We start from the raw sequence: 17,811 nt of genomic DNA, 5'->3' as shown, positions 1-17,811 counted from the left end.
CTCTCGTGCAATGTGCATGAGAGGCCTTCCTATGGATGAGTGCTCGTACGAGGAGCCGAGCAGTTTCAATGTAGGCATACCCACATACATTCCAAAGCGTGTCAGACGTGTCGGGCGCGTCAGGTCCTTATCCAGCAACGGTTTCAGAGCTGACATGAGCCGTTACAGTCATGTCTGTCGCGTCAGGTTTCCGGGTTCCTGACATAAATGACATGCGATATGCAATTCATGTCAGGCGCAAAAGCATTGATGCACAAGGATCTGACACAAATGACATGCATGACATAGGAATATCATCTTCAAAGCTTCATCAATCGCACGCGAGCTTGGTAGAAGTAATGCGGTAAAGTCGCTTCGAGTCCTTCTCGTCGGCAATCCAGACAGTCTTGGGATGGCCCTTATCATCGAGATTCAGCACTGCGCCTGCCTCCCTGAGCGCGCGCACTACGCGATTGATGTCGTACCCCTTCGTGGCCTCCCGCAACGCACCTGACGTGAATAAATACAGTCGTCGGTCGCCGTCCTGCTCCCACCAGCCTGCGCGATCGCGGATGATTTCGGCGCTCCCGTCGCGGTTCGAGAAGCGCGCACTGCCATGGCGGTCGATGAAATCGGACACGGCGCGCAGTATCGCGGCGTGTTCAGCTCCGAGCCCGTTACCGCTGCGCTGTCGTCGCCAAAGATTGAACGCATGGTGCGCCGCTGCGATCGCGACACCGGGCTTCCATAGGGCAATCTCCCACCGCGCCGCCAACTCGCCGGCGAGCCCGCAAATCGCGAATGTACGGGCCGCGCGGCGCTCCTGGCCCTCGACGCCAAAGTCATCGAGAATCGGCCGCAGTTCGTCGGATAGCTGCATTCCTTCGCGCTGGGCCTGAACCAGCGCCTCGACGAAGCGTGGCCCGGCATGGCCGTAGTGCCGCGCAGCGATGTTTCGTACCTCGTCGGACAGTGCGGCGCCCGTTGCGCGACCGTGCAGATCGTCAAACAGCCCATATTTTCCCTGCACGGGGACATCGAGAATCCGCAGTTCCTGTCCGGCCTTCGACTCAATGCCGCCGGCGCTCATACGTGCCGAGATTGTCAGCTCGCCCGTCGACAGCAGGAAGACACGCCAGCGACTCGCCTGACGCGCTTCACCGTGGCGGTTGGCCCGCGTCTTCCCCGTACCGTTAATGAGCGCATAGGCAGCCTCGTAGAGCCCTTTGGGGTCAATTTCACCGAGCTCGTCCAGCGCCAGCAACGTATCGGAATGAAGCGAGCCGGCTCCCTCGAGGCCATTCGCGGTCGCCCGCCATGTCCGCTTGAACTGCGGACCGCCCCAGACGCTCACCGCGGCATGCAGCGCGGTCGTCTTGCCCGACGAGGAATCTCCGTAAAGGTGCGCGCCGCCGCCTTCGACGTTCAGTGGACCGAGCAGCGGCCCAGCGAGCGCCGCCGAAAACGCTAACATCAGGAGCGGATTGCCGACGGCGAGCATGGCGAGCTCACGCCATTCGTCGAATGTGCCCGCCACCGCATATGGCGCGGTGCGGCCTGATGCTTGAAACCAGATGTCGTCGGCGCCAATTACTGCATCCGGCAGCACGAAGGCATCGCCACTCCAGCCCGTCACACTCGCCGCGCGCATCCTCCTTTCTGGGATCTGGGCAGTGATGTAGCGTAGGATCGCGTTCTTGTCGTTCATATCAAACACCAACCCTTCGCTGAGCAGGACGCTCCGGACTTCGCTTCCGTCCCCAGCAAACGCCGCCATCGGCACAGCCCAAGGCTTCCATCTCCCAGCCGGCGACCAGATCTTGAGGAGTCGGCCGTACTCGGCATCCTCGCCATTGCTGGTCGTGGCCAGCACGTGGAGTGGGGTCGAGATCCACTTGTCGATCAGCACAGGCGGCGCATCATTCTTTTCGGCCTTGGTGCCATGCCAGTACACCCCCGGCTTCACCTTCCGGCCGGCGATCTCCTGCCAGCCCTCGTACACGCGATAGCACGGCCGCTCCTCGAGACTCGGGAACCCACTCACTTCCGATCGAAGATCGGCGTGCTGTGCACCCATGTCGACCGTGGTGGCCGACTCGATGGTGCGCTTCACCGCCTCTTCGCCGCGCAGCTGGTGCAGGTCATTGAAGTCCGTCATATCGCCCAGGTGATCGGGACCGAAATCAGGCAGTGCCACCGCGCCGCCGACGGCCTGTGCGGCCTGCAGCGCCTTCTCCTGACCGTTGCCGATGTCCGCGAGCACGACGATCGGCACATCTGGGAAGCTCTTGCGGATTGATTCAGCCACTTTCTTGAGGTTGCCGCAGGACAACGCCGCGACGGCCGCGTCGCCGGTGCATCGATGCGCAGACAGCACCGTGGCGCACCCTTCACCAATCAGAATGCGTTTTGAGGCCTTCGTCGGCTTGGCCGCAATCCAGCAACCGCCCGACTTCACACCGAACGACAGCGCGGCCTTCCTGCCCGCACCGTCGATCATTTCGACCGTCGAGAGCTCCCCGGCTATGTGTACAGGAGCGATCAGAACCCGGCCCCCGAGCTCTTTTCCCAGAGATGCGGGACGGTAACCAATCAGCGCTGCCAGCTTGTCGACGTCGATTTCGCGCAGCGTGCCAATCGCTTCGAGGCCCTTGCTCATGAGATATGGATGATCGTCGCGCGCGTTGCCAGCTTTGGACCAGATCTCCGTTGCGATCGCCGCGGCATTCTTCGCGGCCCTTTGGCGCTTTTCCGTTTCAGCCGACGCTGAGGCCTCCCGACGCGCGCGCCGCCGCTCGATTTCGGAACTGTCGATCACCGGGGCTTTATGCTGGCCCGGGTCATAGCCGTATTCCTTCGCGATCGCGTAGAGCGTGCCGATGGTGACGCCGCCGCCCGATTTGACAGACTTCCATGTCGTGCGCGCCGCCGCAGCCTTGTAGGTCGATCCTTCCGAGCTCCATACGTCGAAAATCTCGAAGCCGTCGTCCCCGAGTTCGCTCTTGATCGCCATCGCAATACGCACCCACGTGTCGCGCTCGATGTCCGGCGGGATGAATGAAAGGGCAGACTGGATCCGTTGACGCTCGTCGACAACTGCATTCACAGTTCGCCCTCCGTCGACAGGCCTGCGTGCCGCAGAATTTCGACAAAAGTCTGCACGTCGCCGACGGCGGCGGCCGCGTCGACAGCAAGCTGATACACACGCGGCGACTTCGTGCCGTTCGCCAGCAGAGTCTCGAGGACGTCCGAATTCGGAAAGCCGCGTGCGGTCGCGGCGCGCAAGACTGCGGTGAGAATGCGCCGCGCAGCGAGGCGCGCAGTTGCCGGCGCGCGCGGCGCCTCATATACGAGAAACCCGGCCATCAACAGATAGTCGGCCGGCGTTGTGACCTCGCCGCCACCGAGGTCAATCCCCGACCGAAGGCCATCCGACGTGGTTGAAGTTCGATTAACCAATGGCTTCCTCCACAACAGCACTGGCTCGACGGCTATCCGACCCGCTACGCGCGACACCGCGCTCGCTGCGTGCCGGCACGCTATGCTGGTTGGTCCAATCGGCGATGTGCTCGATCTCGTCGACCACCAGATCGGATGCGACGCGGGCGAGCTCGAGCAGCGCGCCCATATGACCGTCGCTCAGAGGTGGCTCCATTGCTTTACCGCCTTCACGGTCGGCGTACAGGTCGCCGCGGATCCAGTTCAAGCGGTGCATGCGCAGCACCTCGGCGACGCCGCGCCCGACTACATATGCATGGTCGAGCACGCGCATCATCGGCTCGGCATTCAGCTCGCCGAGCTCGCCAGCCTTTCGTGATGCGTTGTCGAACAGCGACGCAATGCTGTCGCTCTCGAGAAAGTTTTGTTCGTTATTCACGTCCAGCCTCCGGCCGTTCAACAGCAATGTCGATGCGCCGCACGATCTCGGCGAGTTGGGCCTCGATCTCGCTCGCGCCGTCGTTCGCCAGATACACGCTGATACGCGCGAGACGGCACACGAAAGCGCCCTTGTTTTCCGCAAGACTATTGATCGCTTCGCCAAGTGCTGCGGTGTCTGCAAAGCGGTCGAGCGCCGCCGTCCGAACCTCTTCGATCAATTCCCGAAGCTCGAGCAGCGTTTTGGTGTTCGTTTTCATTGCGAATCCCCCGATCTGACCAACGGCCTAGACTCCGAACGGGCTTCCCGAATACCGACGATCGCGAGCAACATGACGTCAAGGAAACGGTCAGCGTCGTATGACTCGATCTGCCAGTCGAAGCGGATCTCGTCATCGGTTCCGATCTCAATATGGAGGTGAGATGCACGTGCGGCCACGGAAGGCACTTGTCGGCACAGCACGCGCTTCATGCGATACGCCTGCAGGTCGGAAACCGAAGCGATGGTGGCCAAAGTGATGTGCTCGCTACTCATGGCGCACCTCGGCTTTCACGATGGCTTCAGCGATGCGACGAGCGAATGCGTCGTTGAACGCGACGCGGCGCGGCTCATCGCCCGGCAGCGTCGGCATGCCGGCCATGAGGTAGTGATAGCGCAGATCTCGAAACTCGCCGGCGCTCATTGGCGCTGCGGCGAGCCATAGCTCGGCCGAGCGACGACCGGCGAGAGCAAATAGCGGAAACTGAACGGAACGCATGGTGACGTCAGCCATGGCACGCCTCCATCCTCGACATGCGGTAAGCAATGCCGGTGAAGGTGCTGTCGAGCGCCTCTGACTGGGAACTCACAAGCGAGCGGCCGATCAGCGCGAGCTCGTTGACGGGCTCGTCGGTGTCGCGCGTCAGACGATCGATTGCAGCGAAGATGCAAGCTGCGCGCTCGAGCGCGCCCAGCGTTTCATCGGCGACGCGTTGGATGGTGCAGAAAATCTCGCGGACCGGTGCCTGTTCGCGCTGGGACGGCTGATCGTCGCGCGCGAGCTGCGCAATGTCGATCAGCGCGGCGCCAGCGACGTCCAGTGCCGCGGCGAGATCAGGGGCGAGCGCTGCAGTGCGCAGCGCTTCGCGAACGATGGTGGAAAGGGATTCGGGTTGCCCAGGACGAGCAGTAGCTTGGCGCAGCATGGTGCGGCCTCCTATTCGGGTCGAACAACCCGGCTCCCAACGCCAATTGGGGTGGCCGGGCACATGACGAGGTTGGCGTACCGGCGAATAGGAAACCGGCGAGCCCGAGGGCTCCCCCGCCAAGGCCCGACCATTAAAGAGGGCGCGCGCTGGCGTGCGGACGTAAAAAAACCGCTCAGCGGCGGTTGTCCGCCTATTCCTTTCTGGACGCCAATCCAGGTTCCCTGTTGTTTCAGGGACGAACGAAGTATAGGCGCTCGGGTTTACCTCGTAAAGGCCGATTTTTCTAGGGCCGCGCGCATACGTTCCCCACCATGCCGGCTCTGAAGCGGGCACGCGATCGATGCATGGCGACATGTCATCGATCTCCCTGCGGAGTTGCGGCGCGCGCCGCCAGCTCAAGGCCTTGCATGAGCTGCGGAATCAGTTGCGGTTTCAACGTGACGCCATTCTTTGTCGGTCGATACTCGCCGGCCGCGTCGACATACCACGTCCGGATGTTGACGTACTCGTGCCCCTTGTATTGATCGATGCTGATACGCACACGCTCGCGTGAGTTCTTCTGCACCTCAAGGATCAGCGTGCCGGGACGCTCATCGTGCCCCGCCTCCGTGTTAACATCGGCTCGCAAGTCTATTTGGCTGGCCTTCAGGTCGGCCCTTTTTTTTGTCCGCATCTTCTACCCTTCCGCACGATAATTGGCAGGGGAAGCGAGAAAAGCGTCGATATCGCCAGCTCGCCAGCCGACCGAGCGCGGACCAAGTTGGATCGCAGGAGGAAATGTCTTGTTGCGAATGCGGGCGTAGATTGTGGAGCGACTGAGCCCCGTGACGGCTTCGACCTGTTTGCGACGCAGGATAGTAAGCGCGGTTTGGATTTGTCCGGCCATGTCTCACTCTTGGTGATCGCTCCCGGCCCTTCCGGGAACACTTGGCCATATTTGCTCCTAGTGGTGTCCATTACGAGCCTCGGCACTGAGTGTAGTGCGCTGTACAGTGAGTCCCGTACACGCAGCACTCACTGTGGCGTGCGTTCTACTCAGTAGATTGCAAAGTGAGCTCGTTTTTCTCTGACTTCTTCTCAGCTCGAATCAGGTCATAGACCTGCCGATACGGAACGCCAATGTTGTCCTGCACCAACTTTTCCGCAGCGCGTGTGGCCGCCCTCGGCTTAGGATTCATTGCGCGATAAGCCGCGAGCACCTTTTCCGCGGCGCGACCAGCGTTACGTTTGTTGGCATCCTGAGTTTTGCGGCCACCCTTCCCTGTTTTATGCTGGGCTAGTCGTAGCTGCCTAAGGTCGGCTTCGGCTATGCCGATCGCGCGCGATGCAGTCACAGTCGAGCTGATTGCCTCTACCAGATCCCCGGATTCGAGTGCCTTAATCGCGGCAGTCAAACAAATGGAAACGAGCGAGAGATCGTTGAGGATCATCTGCTTCGCCGCCTTCGCCCGGTTCCCTGTTTCGATGAGTGCCTTCGCACGCTCCTCCCCTTCGAGCGAACGTGCCGAACTCTCGCGAATCACGGGGCCTCCCAGCGCGACGCTGCATTCGCTCAAGAGAGTTGTAAATGCATGCCCCAATGCAGTTTTATCTTCTTCCAGCTTCCGGCCGAATACCTGCTCGAATATCAGCAACGCTTGGCCATCTATCCACTCGATGTTTTGAGAAATACCCTGTTCGATATCCAAAGTGCCCCCAACGAAGTCCCTGTCAGTCAGACACCGCGCCGGCTGTGTCAGCAACCCGCAGCTTGAAAAGCATCAATAGAACGCGGCGGCGAATCATTCTATTTGATCCCGTACGTTGCAGGAAAGGCCAATATGTTCCGGAAACCAACATCTTCAACTTGGTGGTATTTTTGGTGGTATCCGCTCGACAAAAAATAGACATTCCCTTGTCCGTAAAGCGTTCTACGCAGGTATTCCATTCCGGCCCTGGCACCAGTCATTTCGCGTTCGCGAACGTCGCGTGTCGATCTTCTCCTGCAAGTACACGCAATACACGGTCAGGGCGTCGGCTCAGCTCGCATGAGTCCGATTCGCAGACATCCGCCTACGCGCTCCATCGCACATCAAATGCACAAGACCCGCGACATGCGCGGGTCTCGTTGATCCTTTCGCTCCTCGGAATCGCACCGAGCGATTTCAGCCGACCGCAGTACGCAGTTGTTCTTCCTGCTGCTTGAGCTGCAATAGCAACGTTTCCGTTTGCCGCCGCTTCAGGTGAACGCGCGCGAGCTCCGCAGCCGGCACACGTCCTCTGCGCGCCCAACCTTGTTGCATGCTTTTGCGACGCCGCATCAACTCGGCTTTCGTCTGCCCTGAAAGAGACGATTCTTCGCGTAGCAGCGTGTCGATCATCGCCACGGCATCTTCCACCTGCTGCTTCAGCTCGCGGTCCAGCATCGACGCACTCGCCGCCGCGAGACGACGCTCACGCGCACGCGCCTCATACCGCAAATACAACTGCGTAGCTACCCAACCGACAGCCATCGTCACGATCACGACGCCGTACTCTCTTGCAAATTCGATAACGTAGTTCATTTCGGCAACCTCGCTTTCCACTCCGTGAGCACAGCCCCAAGCAGATAGTAGACACTCGCACCCATTAGTGGGTAGAACGGAATTATTGCGCGAACCTTGTCGCTGAAGGAAGCAGCCAAAAGATATATCCACGCCGCCACACCGCCGACCGCGAACCAGACCCCGGTCTTTGCGACCAGCGCCTGTTGACGGTAACGCTCCGCGCGTTCCTTGCGCTCAACCTGTTCCACTTCACTTTCCCGCGGCTCGGACTGTCTGGGCGCTTCCGGCAGAATCGTCAACGCAACAAAGAGCCCGATGCCCGCGACGATCAGCGAGATGGGAAAGAACTCATCCTTGCCCGGCTGATCGAAGCCCACACGCAGGGTATATTCGATTGCGCCCATCAACAAGGGCAAGACGAACACCAACTGCCGCGCGGTCGCATCGAGTCCGTGTCTCATTCGATTTTTCCTAACAGCGCGCAGCGTTACTCAGACCGCGACCGGTGCGCGCCGCGCCTTGAGCCTATAGCCCGCCCACATCACTAAGAGCCATACAGGAACAAGCGTGACCGACATGTTCAATCCGGGCGTCATCGCAAGAATGACCATCACCATTGCCATGAACGCAAGGCAAATCCAGTTGCTCACCGGGAACCACAATGACTTGAACACGAGTGTCTGCCCTTCTTCCAACATCGCTTTACGCGATTTCAGATGCGTGAGGCTGATCAATGCCCAGTTGAGCACAAGTGCGGCGACCACGAGCGCCATCAACACGTCGAGCGCCTTTGCCGGAATCAGATAGTTGACGATCACGCACGAGAACGCCGCGAGCGCGGACACGCCGATCGCCAGATACGGCACGCCGCGCCGATCGACCTTGAGCAGCGCCTGCGGCGCATTGCCCTGCTCGGCAAGCCCATACAGCATGCGACTATTCGCATACACGCAGCTGTTGTAGACGGAAAGTGCCGCAGTCAACACAACGATGTTAAGTGCGTTCGCAGTCAAACTCGATCCCATCTGCGAAAAGATCATCACGAACGGACTGCCGCCTGCGGCGACCCGACTCCACGGATACAACGACAACAGCACCACCAGCGAGCAGATATAGAAAATCAGGATGCGATAGATCACCTGATTGACGGCCTTCGGAATGCTCTTTCGCGGCTCAGCGGCTTCCGCCGCGGTAATGCCGATCAGTTCGAGTCCACCGAACGAAAACATGATGACCGCGAGCGTCATGAAGAGCCCTTGAAACCCATGCGGAAAGAAGCCTCCGTCGCGCCACAGATTCGTCACCGACGCGTGCGGCCCGCCCTGTCCGCTGAAAAGCAGATAACCGCCGAACACGATCATGCCGATCACCGCGGCCACCTTGACGATTGCAAACCAGAACTCGGTCTCGCCATAGGCCTTCACGTTCGCAAGGTTGATCGCATTGATTGCGACGAAGCAGACGAGCGCCGATAGCCACGCGGGCACGCCGGGCCACCAGAAGTGCACGTACTGGCCGACCGCGGTCAGTTCCGCCATGCTCACGAGCACATACAGAACCCAGTAGTTCCAGCCGGACAGGAAGCCGGGGAAATCGCCCCAGTACTTGTATGCGAAGTGGCTGAACGACCCGGCAACCGGCTCCTGCGCGATCATCTCGCCGAGTTGCCGCATGATCAGGAATGCAATGAATCCGCCGACCGCATAACCGAGGATCATCGATGGTCCCGCCGACTGCAGTACGCTCGACGAGCCGAGAAAAAGGCCCGTGCCGATTGCGCCGCCAAGCGCGATCAACTGGATATGCCGGTTTTTCAGACCACGCTTGAGACCGTCGTGATGAGTTGAACTATGCAAGATGTCTCGCTCTATCGTGTGAATTCGGATCCCTGCCGAATAGGTGGTTCGTCAGAAAAAAAGGCGCCATTGTACCGTTCGTGCGGGCTCCTGCATGTCGGCAGATTCACCCGGCGCCCTGCATCACGCCACGGGTAGCGGTGAAGGACCGCACGCTGATCGACGCATTAGCGGTTGCCACCCATGGCCCGGTTAGGTATGTTGCCGTAATCCCGGCCCAGAAAAGGAGCCAACATGTCGACGAAACGTCTGCTTTGCGCCGTTGTCCTGTGTTTATCCGCTGCGATCGCGCTGGCGCAAGCGCCGCGCGCGCAAACCGACATGCAGCCATCTGAAGGGCGAATCCGTAACATCGTGCTGGTGCACGGCGCGTTCGTCGATGGCTCGAGCTGGAACGGCGTGATTGCCCGTTTGCAGAAGAAGGGCTACCACGTGAGCGCGGTCCAGAACCCGCTGACGTCGCTCGCCGACGATGTCGCCGCCACCCGGCGTGTGCTCGCGCAGCAGGACGGACCCACGGTGCTGGTCGGCCATTCATGGGGCGGCGAGGTCATCACCGAAGCGGGCGCGGACGATCCAAAAGTGGTCGGGCTGGTGTATGTGACGGCCATCGCGCCGGACGTCGGCGAATCGCCGATGGACATCCTGAAGCGCGGCCCGAAAATGCCCGCCGGCGACAATATGATTCGCGACGCGGACGGCTTTCTGTGGCTCGACCGGGACGCCTATCGCGAGAGCATCGCGGCGGATGTGCCGCCGAGCCTGACGCGCGTGCTGTCGGCGGCTCAACAACCGATCGCCGCGGCCGCGTTCGACGAAAAGGTCGACAAGGCGGCCTGGAAGACGCGGCCGTCGTGGTACATCGTGACGACGCAGGACCGCGCAGTGTCGCCGGACATTCAACGGTCGATGGCCAAACGCATCGGCGCGACGATCGTCGAAATTCCGTCGAGCCATCTCGTCACGGTCGCGCACGCAGGCGCGACCGCCGATGCAATCGACAGGGCGGCGCGGGAGTTCAGCAAGCAATAACGGCGCGAGCGCGACGGCGCATAGCGATATGTGCGCCGAGCGGTTATTCGCGGCTTGTACGCGGCGGCGCGAGAGCGCATCAGCTGCGCCTCGTCGCCGGCGCCGGCCGGTGGATCAGCGATAGATCGCCGTAACAGGCGCAGCACCGACGTGCGCAAAGCCGCGATACATTCCTTCCGTGTTGAACGGCAGCGTAACGTTACCCTTCGTATCGACCGCAATCAGCCCACCTCTGCCATCGATACGCGGCAAGCGGTTCATCACGACGTCGGCCGCCGCGTCTTCGAGCGACACGCCGCGGTAGGCGATCTGCGCGGCCACGTCGTACGCGGCGACCATCCGGATGAACATTTCGCCGGAGCCGGTCGTCGATACCGCGCAGGTCGCGTCGTCCGCGTAGCAGCCTGCGCCGATCAACGGCGAATCGCCGACGCGGCCGATCCGCTTGTTCGTGATACCGCCGGTCGAGGTCGCCGCCGCGAGATGGCCGTGCGTGTCGAGTGCGACCGCGCCGACCGTGCCGAACTTGCGATTCGGATCGATCGGCTCATGCGGCAGCGGCGCTTCGCGCGCGACGCTTGCAGCGCCTCGCGGCTGCGCTTTGGCTGCGAGCGTGGCGCCGTCGTGATCGAGCATCGCGCGTTGCTGCTCGCGCGCGAGCTGCCATTGCCGGTAGCGTGTGTCTGTATGAAAGTAAGCCGACTCGACGAGTTCGAGCCCCTGTGCAACCGCGAATGCTTCCGCCCCCTCCCCCGCGAACAGCACGTGCTCGCTGCATTCGAGCACCCGTCGCGCGGCAAGCACCGGATTGCGCACGCGCTTCACGCAACACACCGCGCCGGCTTCGAGCGTGCGGCCGTCCATGATCGACGCATCGAGTTCATGCGTTCCATCCGCGGTGAGCACTGCGCCATGGCCCGCATTGAAGAGTGGACAATCCTCGAGCAGACGCACCGCTTCGGCGACGGCATCGAGCGCACCGCCGCCGTCGGCCAGCACGCGTTGACCGGCCAGCAAAATGTCGCGCAAGGCCTCGTGGTATTGCGCTTCAGCTTCCGGCGAAAGCGACGTGCGCAGGATCGTGCCCGCGCCGCCGTGAATCGCGATGACAGCGGTTGAATTCATGGTGTCTCCTGGTTCGGTCCGAAAGCGGCACGGTCCGCGCGGACCGTCGCTGATGGTAGGCGTTACGTCTCGCGTCTCGCGTCTCGCGTCTCGCGTCTCGCGTCTCGCGTCTCGCGTCTCGCGTCTCGCGTCTCGCGTCTCGCGTCTCGCGTCTCGCGTCTCGCGTCTTCAAAAGGATGTTCGCATGAAATGCTCACGATCGGCGCACAGCGTGCACCCCCGCCCCGCATCGAACTGGCTGTCCGCCCGGCAATTGCGGCGCGCCGCGCGACAGACGACATCACCGCATCGATCGCCTCCTCGTTGCTTCGTTCGATGAGTCCATCGTCGCGATTTGCCCGCGCCACCGTGCTCCGGTTCTTGCGATTTTCATCCGGTGAGAACAGGTGAGCGGCCTGCGGGCACACACAGGTAAAATGCACGCTTTCGCCGCGCAACGTGCGCGCCGGTGCGGTCCCGCACACCGTCTATCACCGGTTCATGTATCTCGAAAGCATTCTTTTCTCGCAGGGTTTCGGCTCGCGCCGGCAATGCCGTGCGCTGATCGCGGACGGCCGCGTCGCGATCGACGGCAATACGCTCCCGGACCCTGACGCCGACCTCGACGTTGCCGGCCTCACATTCACGGTGGACGGCGTCGCGTGGCCGTACCGCGAGTTCGCTTACCTCGTGCTCAACAAGCCGGCGGGCTACGAATGTTCGCGCGACCCGCAACACCATCTGAGCGTATTCAGCCTGTTGCCTGCGCCGTTCGCGACGCGCGGCGTGCAACCCGTCGGCCGGCTCGATCAGGATACGACCGGCTTGCTGCTGCTGTCCGACGACGGCAAGTTCGTTCACGCGTTCACGTCGCCCAGGCGCAAGGTGCCGAAGGTCTATGTCGCAACGACAGGCGATCCGCTCGACGACGCGCAACTCGACGCGTTGCGCAGCGGTGTGCTGCTGCGAGGCGAAACGAAGGCGATCGCGGCGGTCGCGGCGCACGCGCGCAACACGCACACGCTCGAACTGACGGTGCTCGAAGGCAAGTACCATCAGGTGAAGCGGATGGTCGCGGCCGTGGGCAATCGGGTAAACGCGCTGCATCGCGAGCGCGTCGGCGGCCTGCCGCTCCCTGCGGGTTTGCCCGAAGGCGCATGGCAATGGCTCGATGACGCCGATCTCGCGGCACTTCGCAACGGCTGACGCCGCGCAAATGCACGCGATGCGCTGGAACCGCTTCTATGTTGGACTCCGTACCATTTAGCCGAGAAATGCCACTGTGGCGTTGCGACGCAGCATGCCGTCGAACGGCTCGCCTCCTATACTCGTCCCATAAAGAATAGAAAGACGAAGGAGGGGCGCCATGATCCACTACGGCAATTTCACGATTTCCTACGTGATGCTTGGATTCGTCTGTCTCGTCACACTGATGTTGATCGGCGTGATCGCCGCGATGCACGTCAGGCAGAAATACGACCCGAACCTGGTCGCCGCGTTGATCGGCGGCTTTCTATGTTTCCTGCTGCTTGAAGCGCTGCCCGCGCTCACCTGACGTTGCGCACGGCTCAGTGGTGAGACTCGGTCGCGTGCCTTAGTTGCGTGCCTTAGTCGCGTCCTTCCGGATGCGCGTGCGTCGTGCGCAAAAATTCATCGACATCCGGATAGCGCAGACGCAGCTTCAACTCGCGCTTGAGCCGCTGGTTCGCCAGACGCCGCGACTCGCGCATGAACGACAGCATCATCGGCTCGAGCTGCCGCTCCGCTTCGCTGCGCGACACGCGCGGCGCGCGCGCAAGCCCATACGCGTCGGCGACGCGATCGAAGTATTCCCCCATCTTCAGCGAGCTATCGTCCGATGCGTGAATCACGCGCGACGGGCGGCCGTGCGTCGTCATCCGCAACAGGATCGCCGCGAGATCGTCCGCGTGGATATGGTTCGTGTACACGTCGTCTGCGTCGATCAGCGCGGGCGTACGTCTTTCCAGCCGCGCGAGCGGCAGCCGGTTCGCCGCGTAAATGCCCGGAATGCGTGCGATGCACGCGCTCACCGCGCCGCGCGCGGCCGCCTGCCTCAGTTGCCGCTCGGCCGACACGCGCCGCTTCGCGCGCGCGTTGGCCGGCGCAACCGCTTGCGTTTCATCGATCAACGCACCGCCGCAGTCGCCGTACACGCCGCTCGTGCTCGCATAGACGATACGCAGCGGCGCGCGCGCGCGTCGGGCTCGCGACGGCCCGTCGGGTACAATAGAGGCTTGTGCAGACTGGCTTGGCGTCCATGCGGCGCGCAGACGGCGTTGCCTGCCCACGGGCATGTGCGCCGCCGTGTGAGCAGCCATATGGCCACGCATGCGTCGTGCGGTCAGCGTCGCAAGCAGCGCGCGCGTACGCGTATCTTCGTCGCCGGTTTTGGGCGGCGGCGCAAGATGCAGCACCGTCGGCGCAAGGCTTGCGATGCGTGCGAGACTGCGCCGCAGGTCGAGGTCGCCCACGAGCGGCGTCGCGCCGGCCGCGCGCAGTTCGGCGCGGCGCCCGGCGTGGCTGGTGAGCGCAAAGACATGCGCGCGGTGCCGCAGTTGCTCGACGCAGCGCGTCCCGACATCGCCGCACCCGACAATCAGCACGCGCGGTCGGCGCAAGGTTCGTGTCACATTCATCGTGCACGCATTGTAGCCGTCAGCGGCAGCTTGCATGGTGCGCGGCGGCGGCCGGTCCCCGGTGCGCAGGCGGCGTCGTCGCGAGCGCCCCGGCTCACCGGACGCGCTGCGACGGCATGCGGCCCGACGGTCGCGGCCAGCACGACTTACTGACTTTTCGAATTCGATTGATCTATGGCTTTTAACGTGACGATCCGGCAAAGCGGCCGGCAGTTTCAGGTGGAACCGGATGAACCGGTGCTGACCGCCGCGCTGCGCCAGGGCATCGGCCTGCCGTACGGCTGCAAGAACGGTGCGTGCGGGTCATGCAAGGGCACGGTGCTCGCCGGTCAGGTCGAACAGCGCCCGCATTCTTCGTCAGCGCTGTCCAACGATGAAAAAACTCGCGGCATGGCGCTCTTCTGTTGCTCGACGCCGTGTTCGGACCTCGAGATCGACGTGCGGGAAATTGCCGGCGTCGGCGATATGCAGGTGAAGAAGCTGCCCTGCCGTATCAACTCGATCGAGCGCAAGGCCGACGATGTCGTCGTGCTGAAGCTGCAGTTGCCCGCCAACGAGCGTCTGCAATATCTCGCCGGCCAGTACCTCGAATTCATTCTGAAGGACGGCAAGCGCCGCAGCTATTCGATGGCGACGCCACCGCACAGCGACGGTCCGATCGAACTGCACATCCGCCACATGCCGGGCGGCGCATTCACCGATCACGTGTTCGGCGCGATGAAGGAGCGCGACATTCTGCGCTTCGAAGCGCCGCTCGGCACGTTCTTCCTGCGCGAAGATTCGGACAAGCCGATCATCCTGCTCGCTTCGGGCACCGGCTTCGCGCCGATCAAGGCGATCATCGAACACGCGGTGTTCAAGAACCTGCAGCGGCCAATGACGCTCTACTGGGGCGCGCGCCGCAAGCAGGACATCTATATGCTCGAGCTCGCCGCGCAATGGGCGAAAGACATCCCGAACTTCAGGTTCGTGCCGGTGCTCTCCGAGCCGGACGCGAGCGACGCGTGGACCGGCCGCACCGGCTTCGTTCATCGTGCGGTCATCGAAGATCTGCCAGACTTGTCCGGCTATCAGGTGTACGCCTGCGGCGCACCGGTGATGGTCGAATCGGCGCAGCGCGATTTCACGCAGCACCATCGCCTGCCCGAAGATGAGTTCTATGCGGATTCGTTTACGAGCGCTGCCGATCTCGCGCATCCGGTCTGATCGGCCGTTTCACATCACGAAAGCCGGCGCGCACGTCAGTTTCTGCGAATTTATGGTTTACAGCGCCGCCGGCCTTGTCGTATTCTTGCGCGCATGAACCGCATCCCGTCCGAACTCCGACGTCGCCGCTCGCCGCTCCCTTAGGGGCGCGTGGCTTCGTTATGAATTCGCGGCGGTGCATTTCGCGCGGTTCGGATCATGAAAGCCACGGCATGCCGTGGCTTTTTTGTTTGCGCGCCGTTTTAATGCTGGTCGCCTGACCGGTCTCTTACCGTTCCTCTTTTCCTGCTGCCTGGAGCCTGTCGCCATGAATTTCAATGAGTACCCGATCGAGTCGCTGATGTACATCACGAACCGGCCCGAAATCGTCTTTACGCATGGCAAGGGCTCATGGCTGCATGACAACAACGGCAAGCGCTACCTCGATTTCATCCAGGGCTGGGCGGTCAACAGCCTCGGGCATTGCAACGACGGCGTGATCGAAGCGCTGGACAGGCAGGCGCGCACGCTGATCAATCCGTCGCCCGCGTTCTACAACGAGCCGATGGCGAAGCTCGCCGGCCTGCTCACGCAGCACAGCTGCTTCGATAAGGTGTTCTTCGCGAACAGCGGCGCCGAAGCGAACGAAGGCGCAATCAAGCTCGCGCGCAAGTGGGGCAAGAAGTTCAAAAACGGCGCGTACGAGATCATCACGTTCGATCACAGCTTCCACGGCCGCACGCTCGCGACGATGTCCGCGAGCGGCAAACCCGGCTGGGACACGATCTACGCGCCACAGGTGCCGGGCTTCCCGAAAGCCGAGCTCAACGATATCGCGTCGGTCGACAAGCTGATCAACGAGAGAACCGTGGCCGTGATGCTCGAACCGATCCAGGGCGAAGGCGGCGTGATTCCGGCAACCCGCGAGTTCATGCAGCAACTGCGCGCGCTGACGAAGCAGCACAACATGCTGCTGATCGTCGATGAAGTGCAAAGCGGCTGTGGCCGTGCCGGCACGCTGTTCGCGTATGAACTGGCGGGCATCGAGCCGGACGTGATGACGCTCGGCAAAGGCATCGGCGGCGGTGTGCCGCTCGCCGCACTGCTCGCGAAGGCCGAATGCGAAGTGTTCGAAGCCGGCGATCAGGGCGGCACGTACAACGGCAATCCGCTGATGACGGCCGCCGGCTATTCGGTCATCTCGCAACTGACCGCGCCGGGCTTCCTCGAAGGCGTGCGCGAGCGCGGCGCGTATTTGCGTGCGCAACTGCTCGAATTGTCGAAGGAGCGGGGTTTCGAGGGCGAACGCGGCGAAGGCCTGTTGCGCGCGCTGCTGCTCGGCAAGGATATCGGCAACCAGATCGTCGAGAAGGCTCGCCTGCTGCAGCCGGACGGCCTGCTGCTGAACGCCGCGCGGCCGAATCTGCTGCGCTTCATGCCGGCGCTCAACGTCACGACCGGAGAGATCGACCAGATGATGGCGATGCTGCGCACGGTTCTCGATTCGCTCTGATCACCCAGGATATGTGCCTATGACCGCTGCCATACCGATGCCGCCGCGCGACGTGTCGATCCGCGCTTTCGCTGAAAGCGATACCGATCAGGTAGTCGCTTTGTGGCGCGACGCGTTTCCCGAATACCGCGATGCCACCCGGCCGCAGCGCAATCCGCATCTGTCGATTGCGAACAAGCTAGCGACCCAACCGGAGCTGTTCTTCGTTGCGATCGAAAACGATCGCGTGATCGGCACGGTGATGGCCGGCTACGACGGGCACCGCGGCTGGATGTACTCGCTGGCGGTCGATGTTTCGCAGCGACGGCGTGGTGTCGGCACGCAACTCGTGCGCCACGCCGAGGCGGCACTCACGGCGCGCGGTTGTCCGAAGGTGAACCTGCAGGTATTGAACGCGAAAGGCGATGTCCGCGCGTTCTACGAGCGGCTCGGCTACCGGATGGATGAAGTCGTCAGTCTCGGCAAGCGGCTGGGCGCGCTCGCGGATACCGTCTAATCGCGAGTCAGTCGAAGCAGTTCAAACAAAAGGGCTGCGTGCATGATCTGCACGCAGCCCTCTTTCGTATCGGCGCGCGGCACGCAAGCCGGCCGCGCGACGCCCCACTCATTCACCGAGATAAGCCGCCCGCACCTTCGGATCATCAAGCATCTGCTTTGCGTCGCCGGACATCGTGACCGTGCCCGAGTCCATCACATAACCGCGATTGGCCGCCTGCAGCGCGAGCCGCGCATTCTGTTCGACGAGCAGCACCGTGAGACCTTCCTTCGAGATCTCCCGCACCACTTCGAAGATCTTCTCGACCATGATCGGCGACAGCCCCATCGACGGCTCGTCGAGCAACAGCAGCTTCGGCTTGCTGATGATCGCGCGCGCCATCGCCAGCATCTGCTGCTCG

At 62.3% G+C, this 17,811-nt stretch carries 23 protein-coding genes; 7 read left to right on the top strand and 16 right to left on the bottom strand.

The window, feature by feature from the left end; translation table 11 throughout:
* Positions 1-310 precede the first annotated feature (310 nt).
* From HV675_RS15685 to HV675_RS15625, 13 genes are all read right to left on the bottom strand, one after another.
* The gene (locus HV675_RS15685) at positions 311-3,085 is read right to left on the bottom strand and encodes a DUF927 domain-containing protein (RefSeq protein WP_175111840.1); all 2,775 of its coding nucleotides are present in this window, start codon (positions 3,083-3,085) and stop codon (positions 311-313) included.
* Positions 3,082-3,438, bottom strand: a complete 357-nt coding sequence (locus tag HV675_RS15680) for a hypothetical protein (RefSeq protein ID WP_246270307.1) — start codon at positions 3,436-3,438, stop codon at positions 3,082-3,084. The genes HV675_RS15685 and HV675_RS15680 overlap by 4 nt, the downstream gene beginning before the upstream one ends.
* The gene (locus tag HV675_RS15675; protein ID WP_175111839.1) at positions 3,431-3,883 is read right to left on the bottom strand and encodes a hypothetical protein; all 453 of its coding nucleotides are present in this window, start codon (positions 3,881-3,883) and stop codon (positions 3,431-3,433) included. Before HV675_RS15675 ends, HV675_RS15680 begins: the two co-directional genes overlap by 8 nt.
* The gene (locus tag HV675_RS15670) at positions 3,849-4,076 is read right to left on the bottom strand and encodes a hypothetical protein (protein ID WP_175111838.1); all 228 of its coding nucleotides are present in this window, start codon (positions 4,074-4,076) and stop codon (positions 3,849-3,851) included. Before HV675_RS15670 ends, HV675_RS15675 begins: the two co-directional genes overlap by 35 nt.
* Before the next feature lie 35 nt (positions 4,077-4,111).
* Positions 4,112-4,390: a hypothetical protein gene (locus HV675_RS15665; protein ID WP_175111837.1), complete on the bottom strand. Its 279-nt coding sequence runs from the start codon at positions 4,388-4,390 to the stop codon at positions 4,112-4,114.
* A complete protein-coding gene (locus tag HV675_RS15660; RefSeq protein ID WP_175111836.1) occupies positions 4,383-4,628 on the bottom strand; it encodes a hypothetical protein in 246 nt (81 codons plus the stop codon). Before HV675_RS15660 ends, HV675_RS15665 begins: the two co-directional genes overlap by 8 nt.
* Positions 4,621-5,397 carry a hypothetical protein gene (locus tag HV675_RS15655; RefSeq protein WP_175111835.1) on the bottom strand — a complete coding sequence of 259 codons (777 nt, stop codon included), beginning with the start codon at positions 5,395-5,397 and terminating at the stop codon, positions 4,621-4,623. Before HV675_RS15655 ends, HV675_RS15660 begins: the two co-directional genes overlap by 8 nt.
* Position 5,398: 1 nt before the next feature.
* A complete protein-coding gene (locus tag HV675_RS15650; RefSeq protein WP_175111834.1) occupies positions 5,399-5,716 on the bottom strand; it encodes a transcriptional coactivator p15/PC4 family protein in 318 nt (105 codons plus the stop codon).
* 3 nt (positions 5,717-5,719) lie between these two features.
* Positions 5,720-5,929, bottom strand: coding sequence for a helix-turn-helix transcriptional regulator (locus HV675_RS15645; protein ID WP_175111833.1), 210 nt, complete (start codon positions 5,927-5,929; stop codon positions 5,720-5,722).
* A 145-nt stretch (positions 5,930-6,074) separates the two neighbouring features.
* A complete protein-coding gene (locus HV675_RS15640; protein ID WP_175111832.1) occupies positions 6,075-6,731 on the bottom strand; it encodes a hypothetical protein in 657 nt (218 codons plus the stop codon).
* Between the two features lie 456 nt (positions 6,732-7,187).
* Positions 7,188-7,586, bottom strand: a complete 399-nt coding sequence (locus tag HV675_RS15635) for a hypothetical protein (RefSeq protein ID WP_175111831.1) — start codon at positions 7,584-7,586, stop codon at positions 7,188-7,190.
* Complete coding sequence (locus HV675_RS15630; RefSeq protein ID WP_175111830.1) at positions 7,583-8,029, bottom strand: hypothetical protein; 447 nt, start codon at positions 8,027-8,029, stop codon at positions 7,583-7,585. The genes HV675_RS15635 and HV675_RS15630 overlap by 4 nt, the downstream gene beginning before the upstream one ends.
* Before the next feature lie 30 nt (positions 8,030-8,059).
* Positions 8,060-9,424 (bottom strand): amino acid permease, encoded by a 1,365-nt coding sequence (locus HV675_RS15625; RefSeq protein ID WP_175111829.1) that lies wholly within the window; start codon positions 9,422-9,424, stop codon positions 8,060-8,062.
* A gap of 234 nt (positions 9,425-9,658) precedes the next feature.
* Here HV675_RS15625 and HV675_RS15620 point away from each other — a divergent pair, with 234 nt between their 5' ends.
* A complete protein-coding gene (locus HV675_RS15620; protein WP_175111828.1) occupies positions 9,659-10,456 on the top strand; it encodes an alpha/beta fold hydrolase in 798 nt (265 codons plus the stop codon).
* 114 nt (positions 10,457-10,570) lie between these two features.
* Here the strand turns inward: HV675_RS15620 and HV675_RS15615 are convergent, their stop codons facing one another.
* Entirely contained in the window at positions 10,571-11,581 is a 1,011-nt protein-coding gene (locus HV675_RS15615; RefSeq protein ID WP_175111827.1) for an isoaspartyl peptidase/L-asparaginase family protein, read from the bottom strand.
* A gap of 189 nt (positions 11,582-11,770) precedes the next feature.
* On the opposite strand from HV675_RS15615, the gene HV675_RS15610 reads away from it, so the two are divergent.
* The 3 genes from HV675_RS15610 to HV675_RS15600 all read left to right on the top strand — a co-directional run bounded on the left by HV675_RS15610 (position 11,771) and on the right by HV675_RS15600 (position 13,115).
* The gene (locus HV675_RS15610; RefSeq protein WP_175111826.1) at positions 11,771-11,971 is read left to right on the top strand and encodes a hypothetical protein; all 201 of its coding nucleotides are present in this window, start codon (positions 11,771-11,773) and stop codon (positions 11,969-11,971) included.
* A gap of 90 nt (positions 11,972-12,061) precedes the next feature.
* Positions 12,062-12,766, top strand: coding sequence for a pseudouridine synthase (locus HV675_RS15605; RefSeq protein WP_175111825.1), 705 nt, complete (start codon positions 12,062-12,064; stop codon positions 12,764-12,766).
* A 160-nt stretch (positions 12,767-12,926) separates the two neighbouring features.
* Complete coding sequence (locus HV675_RS15600) at positions 12,927-13,115, top strand: hypothetical protein (protein WP_175111824.1); 189 nt, start codon at positions 12,927-12,929, stop codon at positions 13,113-13,115.
* A gap of 52 nt (positions 13,116-13,167) precedes the next feature.
* Here the strand turns inward: HV675_RS15600 and HV675_RS15595 are convergent, their stop codons facing one another.
* Positions 13,168-14,217 carry an NAD-dependent epimerase/dehydratase family protein gene (locus tag HV675_RS15595; protein ID WP_175111823.1) on the bottom strand — a complete coding sequence of 350 codons (1,050 nt, stop codon included), beginning with the start codon at positions 14,215-14,217 and terminating at the stop codon, positions 13,168-13,170.
* Between the two features lie 174 nt (positions 14,218-14,391).
* Here HV675_RS15595 and HV675_RS15590 point away from each other — a divergent pair, with 174 nt between their 5' ends.
* From HV675_RS15590 to HV675_RS15580, 3 genes are all read left to right on the top strand, one after another.
* Positions 14,392-15,423: a CDP-6-deoxy-delta-3,4-glucoseen reductase gene (locus tag HV675_RS15590; RefSeq protein WP_175111822.1), complete on the top strand. Its 1,032-nt coding sequence runs from the start codon at positions 14,392-14,394 to the stop codon at positions 15,421-15,423.
* Between the two features lie 307 nt (positions 15,424-15,730).
* Positions 15,731-16,915, top strand: coding sequence for an acetylornithine transaminase (locus HV675_RS15585; protein ID WP_175111821.1), 1,185 nt, complete (start codon positions 15,731-15,733; stop codon positions 16,913-16,915).
* Between the two features lie 19 nt (positions 16,916-16,934).
* Entirely contained in the window at positions 16,935-17,411 is a 477-nt protein-coding gene (locus HV675_RS15580) for a GNAT family acetyltransferase (protein WP_175111820.1), read from the top strand.
* Positions 17,412-17,519: 108 nt separating this feature from the next.
* Here the strand turns inward: HV675_RS15580 and HV675_RS15575 are convergent.
* Positions 17,520-17,811, bottom strand: a 292-nt coding sequence (locus tag HV675_RS15575; RefSeq protein WP_484555888.1) for an ATP-binding cassette domain-containing protein, incomplete at its 5' end; no start/stop codon positions are given.

Origin of the sequence: Paraburkholderia solisilvae, from assembly GCF_902859875.1 — a bacterium.
In the GTDB taxonomy this organism is placed as follows: Bacteria; Pseudomonadota; Gammaproteobacteria; order Burkholderiales; family Burkholderiaceae; genus Paraburkholderia; species Paraburkholderia solisilvae.
Note: the sequence above shows the minus strand (reverse complement) of the source record. Positions and strands in the feature narration are given on the sequence as shown.

What these genes read in the sequence shown, in the direction of transcription:
- HV675_RS15645 (WP_175111833.1), bottom strand. Translation starts at nt 5,929, where the DNA reads ATGGCCGGACAAATCCAAACCGCGCTTACTATCCTGCGTCGCAAACAG.
- HV675_RS15580 (WP_175111820.1), top strand. Translation starts at nt 16,935, where the DNA reads ATGACCGCTGCCATACCGATGCCGCCGCGCGACGTGTCGATCCGCGCT.
- HV675_RS15630 (WP_175111830.1), bottom strand. Translation starts at nt 8,029, where the DNA reads ATGAGACACGGACTCGATGCGACCGCGCGGCAGTTGGTGTTCGTCTTG.
- HV675_RS15620 (WP_175111828.1), top strand. Translation starts at nt 9,659, where the DNA reads ATGTCGACGAAACGTCTGCTTTGCGCCGTTGTCCTGTGTTTATCCGCT.
- HV675_RS15635 (WP_175111831.1), bottom strand. Translation starts at nt 7,586, where the DNA reads ATGAACTACGTTATCGAATTTGCAAGAGAGTACGGCGTCGTGATCGTG.
- HV675_RS15655 (WP_175111835.1), bottom strand. Translation starts at nt 5,397, where the DNA reads ATGTCGCCATGCATCGATCGCGTGCCCGCTTCAGAGCCGGCATGGTGG.
- HV675_RS15600 (WP_175111824.1), top strand. Translation starts at nt 12,927, where the DNA reads ATGATCCACTACGGCAATTTCACGATTTCCTACGTGATGCTTGGATTC.
- HV675_RS15605 (WP_175111825.1), top strand. Translation starts at nt 12,062, where the DNA reads ATGTATCTCGAAAGCATTCTTTTCTCGCAGGGTTTCGGCTCGCGCCGG.
- HV675_RS15610 (WP_175111826.1), top strand. Translation starts at nt 11,771, where the DNA reads ATGCTCACGATCGGCGCACAGCGTGCACCCCCGCCCCGCATCGAACTG.
- HV675_RS15595 (WP_175111823.1), bottom strand. Translation starts at nt 14,217, where the DNA reads ATGAATGTGACACGAACCTTGCGCCGACCGCGCGTGCTGATTGTCGGG.
- HV675_RS15615 (WP_175111827.1), bottom strand. Translation starts at nt 11,581, where the DNA reads ATGAATTCAACCGCTGTCATCGCGATTCACGGCGGCGCGGGCACGATC.
- HV675_RS15590 (WP_175111822.1), top strand. Translation starts at nt 14,392, where the DNA reads ATGGCTTTTAACGTGACGATCCGGCAAAGCGGCCGGCAGTTTCAGGTG.
- HV675_RS15585 (WP_175111821.1), top strand. Translation starts at nt 15,731, where the DNA reads ATGAATTTCAATGAGTACCCGATCGAGTCGCTGATGTACATCACGAAC.
- HV675_RS15660 (WP_175111836.1), bottom strand. Translation starts at nt 4,628, where the DNA reads ATGGCTGACGTCACCATGCGTTCCGTTCAGTTTCCGCTATTTGCTCTC.
- HV675_RS15665 (WP_175111837.1), bottom strand. Translation starts at nt 4,390, where the DNA reads ATGAGTAGCGAGCACATCACTTTGGCCACCATCGCTTCGGTTTCCGAC.
- HV675_RS15650 (WP_175111834.1), bottom strand. Translation starts at nt 5,716, where the DNA reads ATGCGGACAAAAAAAAGGGCCGACCTGAAGGCCAGCCAAATAGACTTG.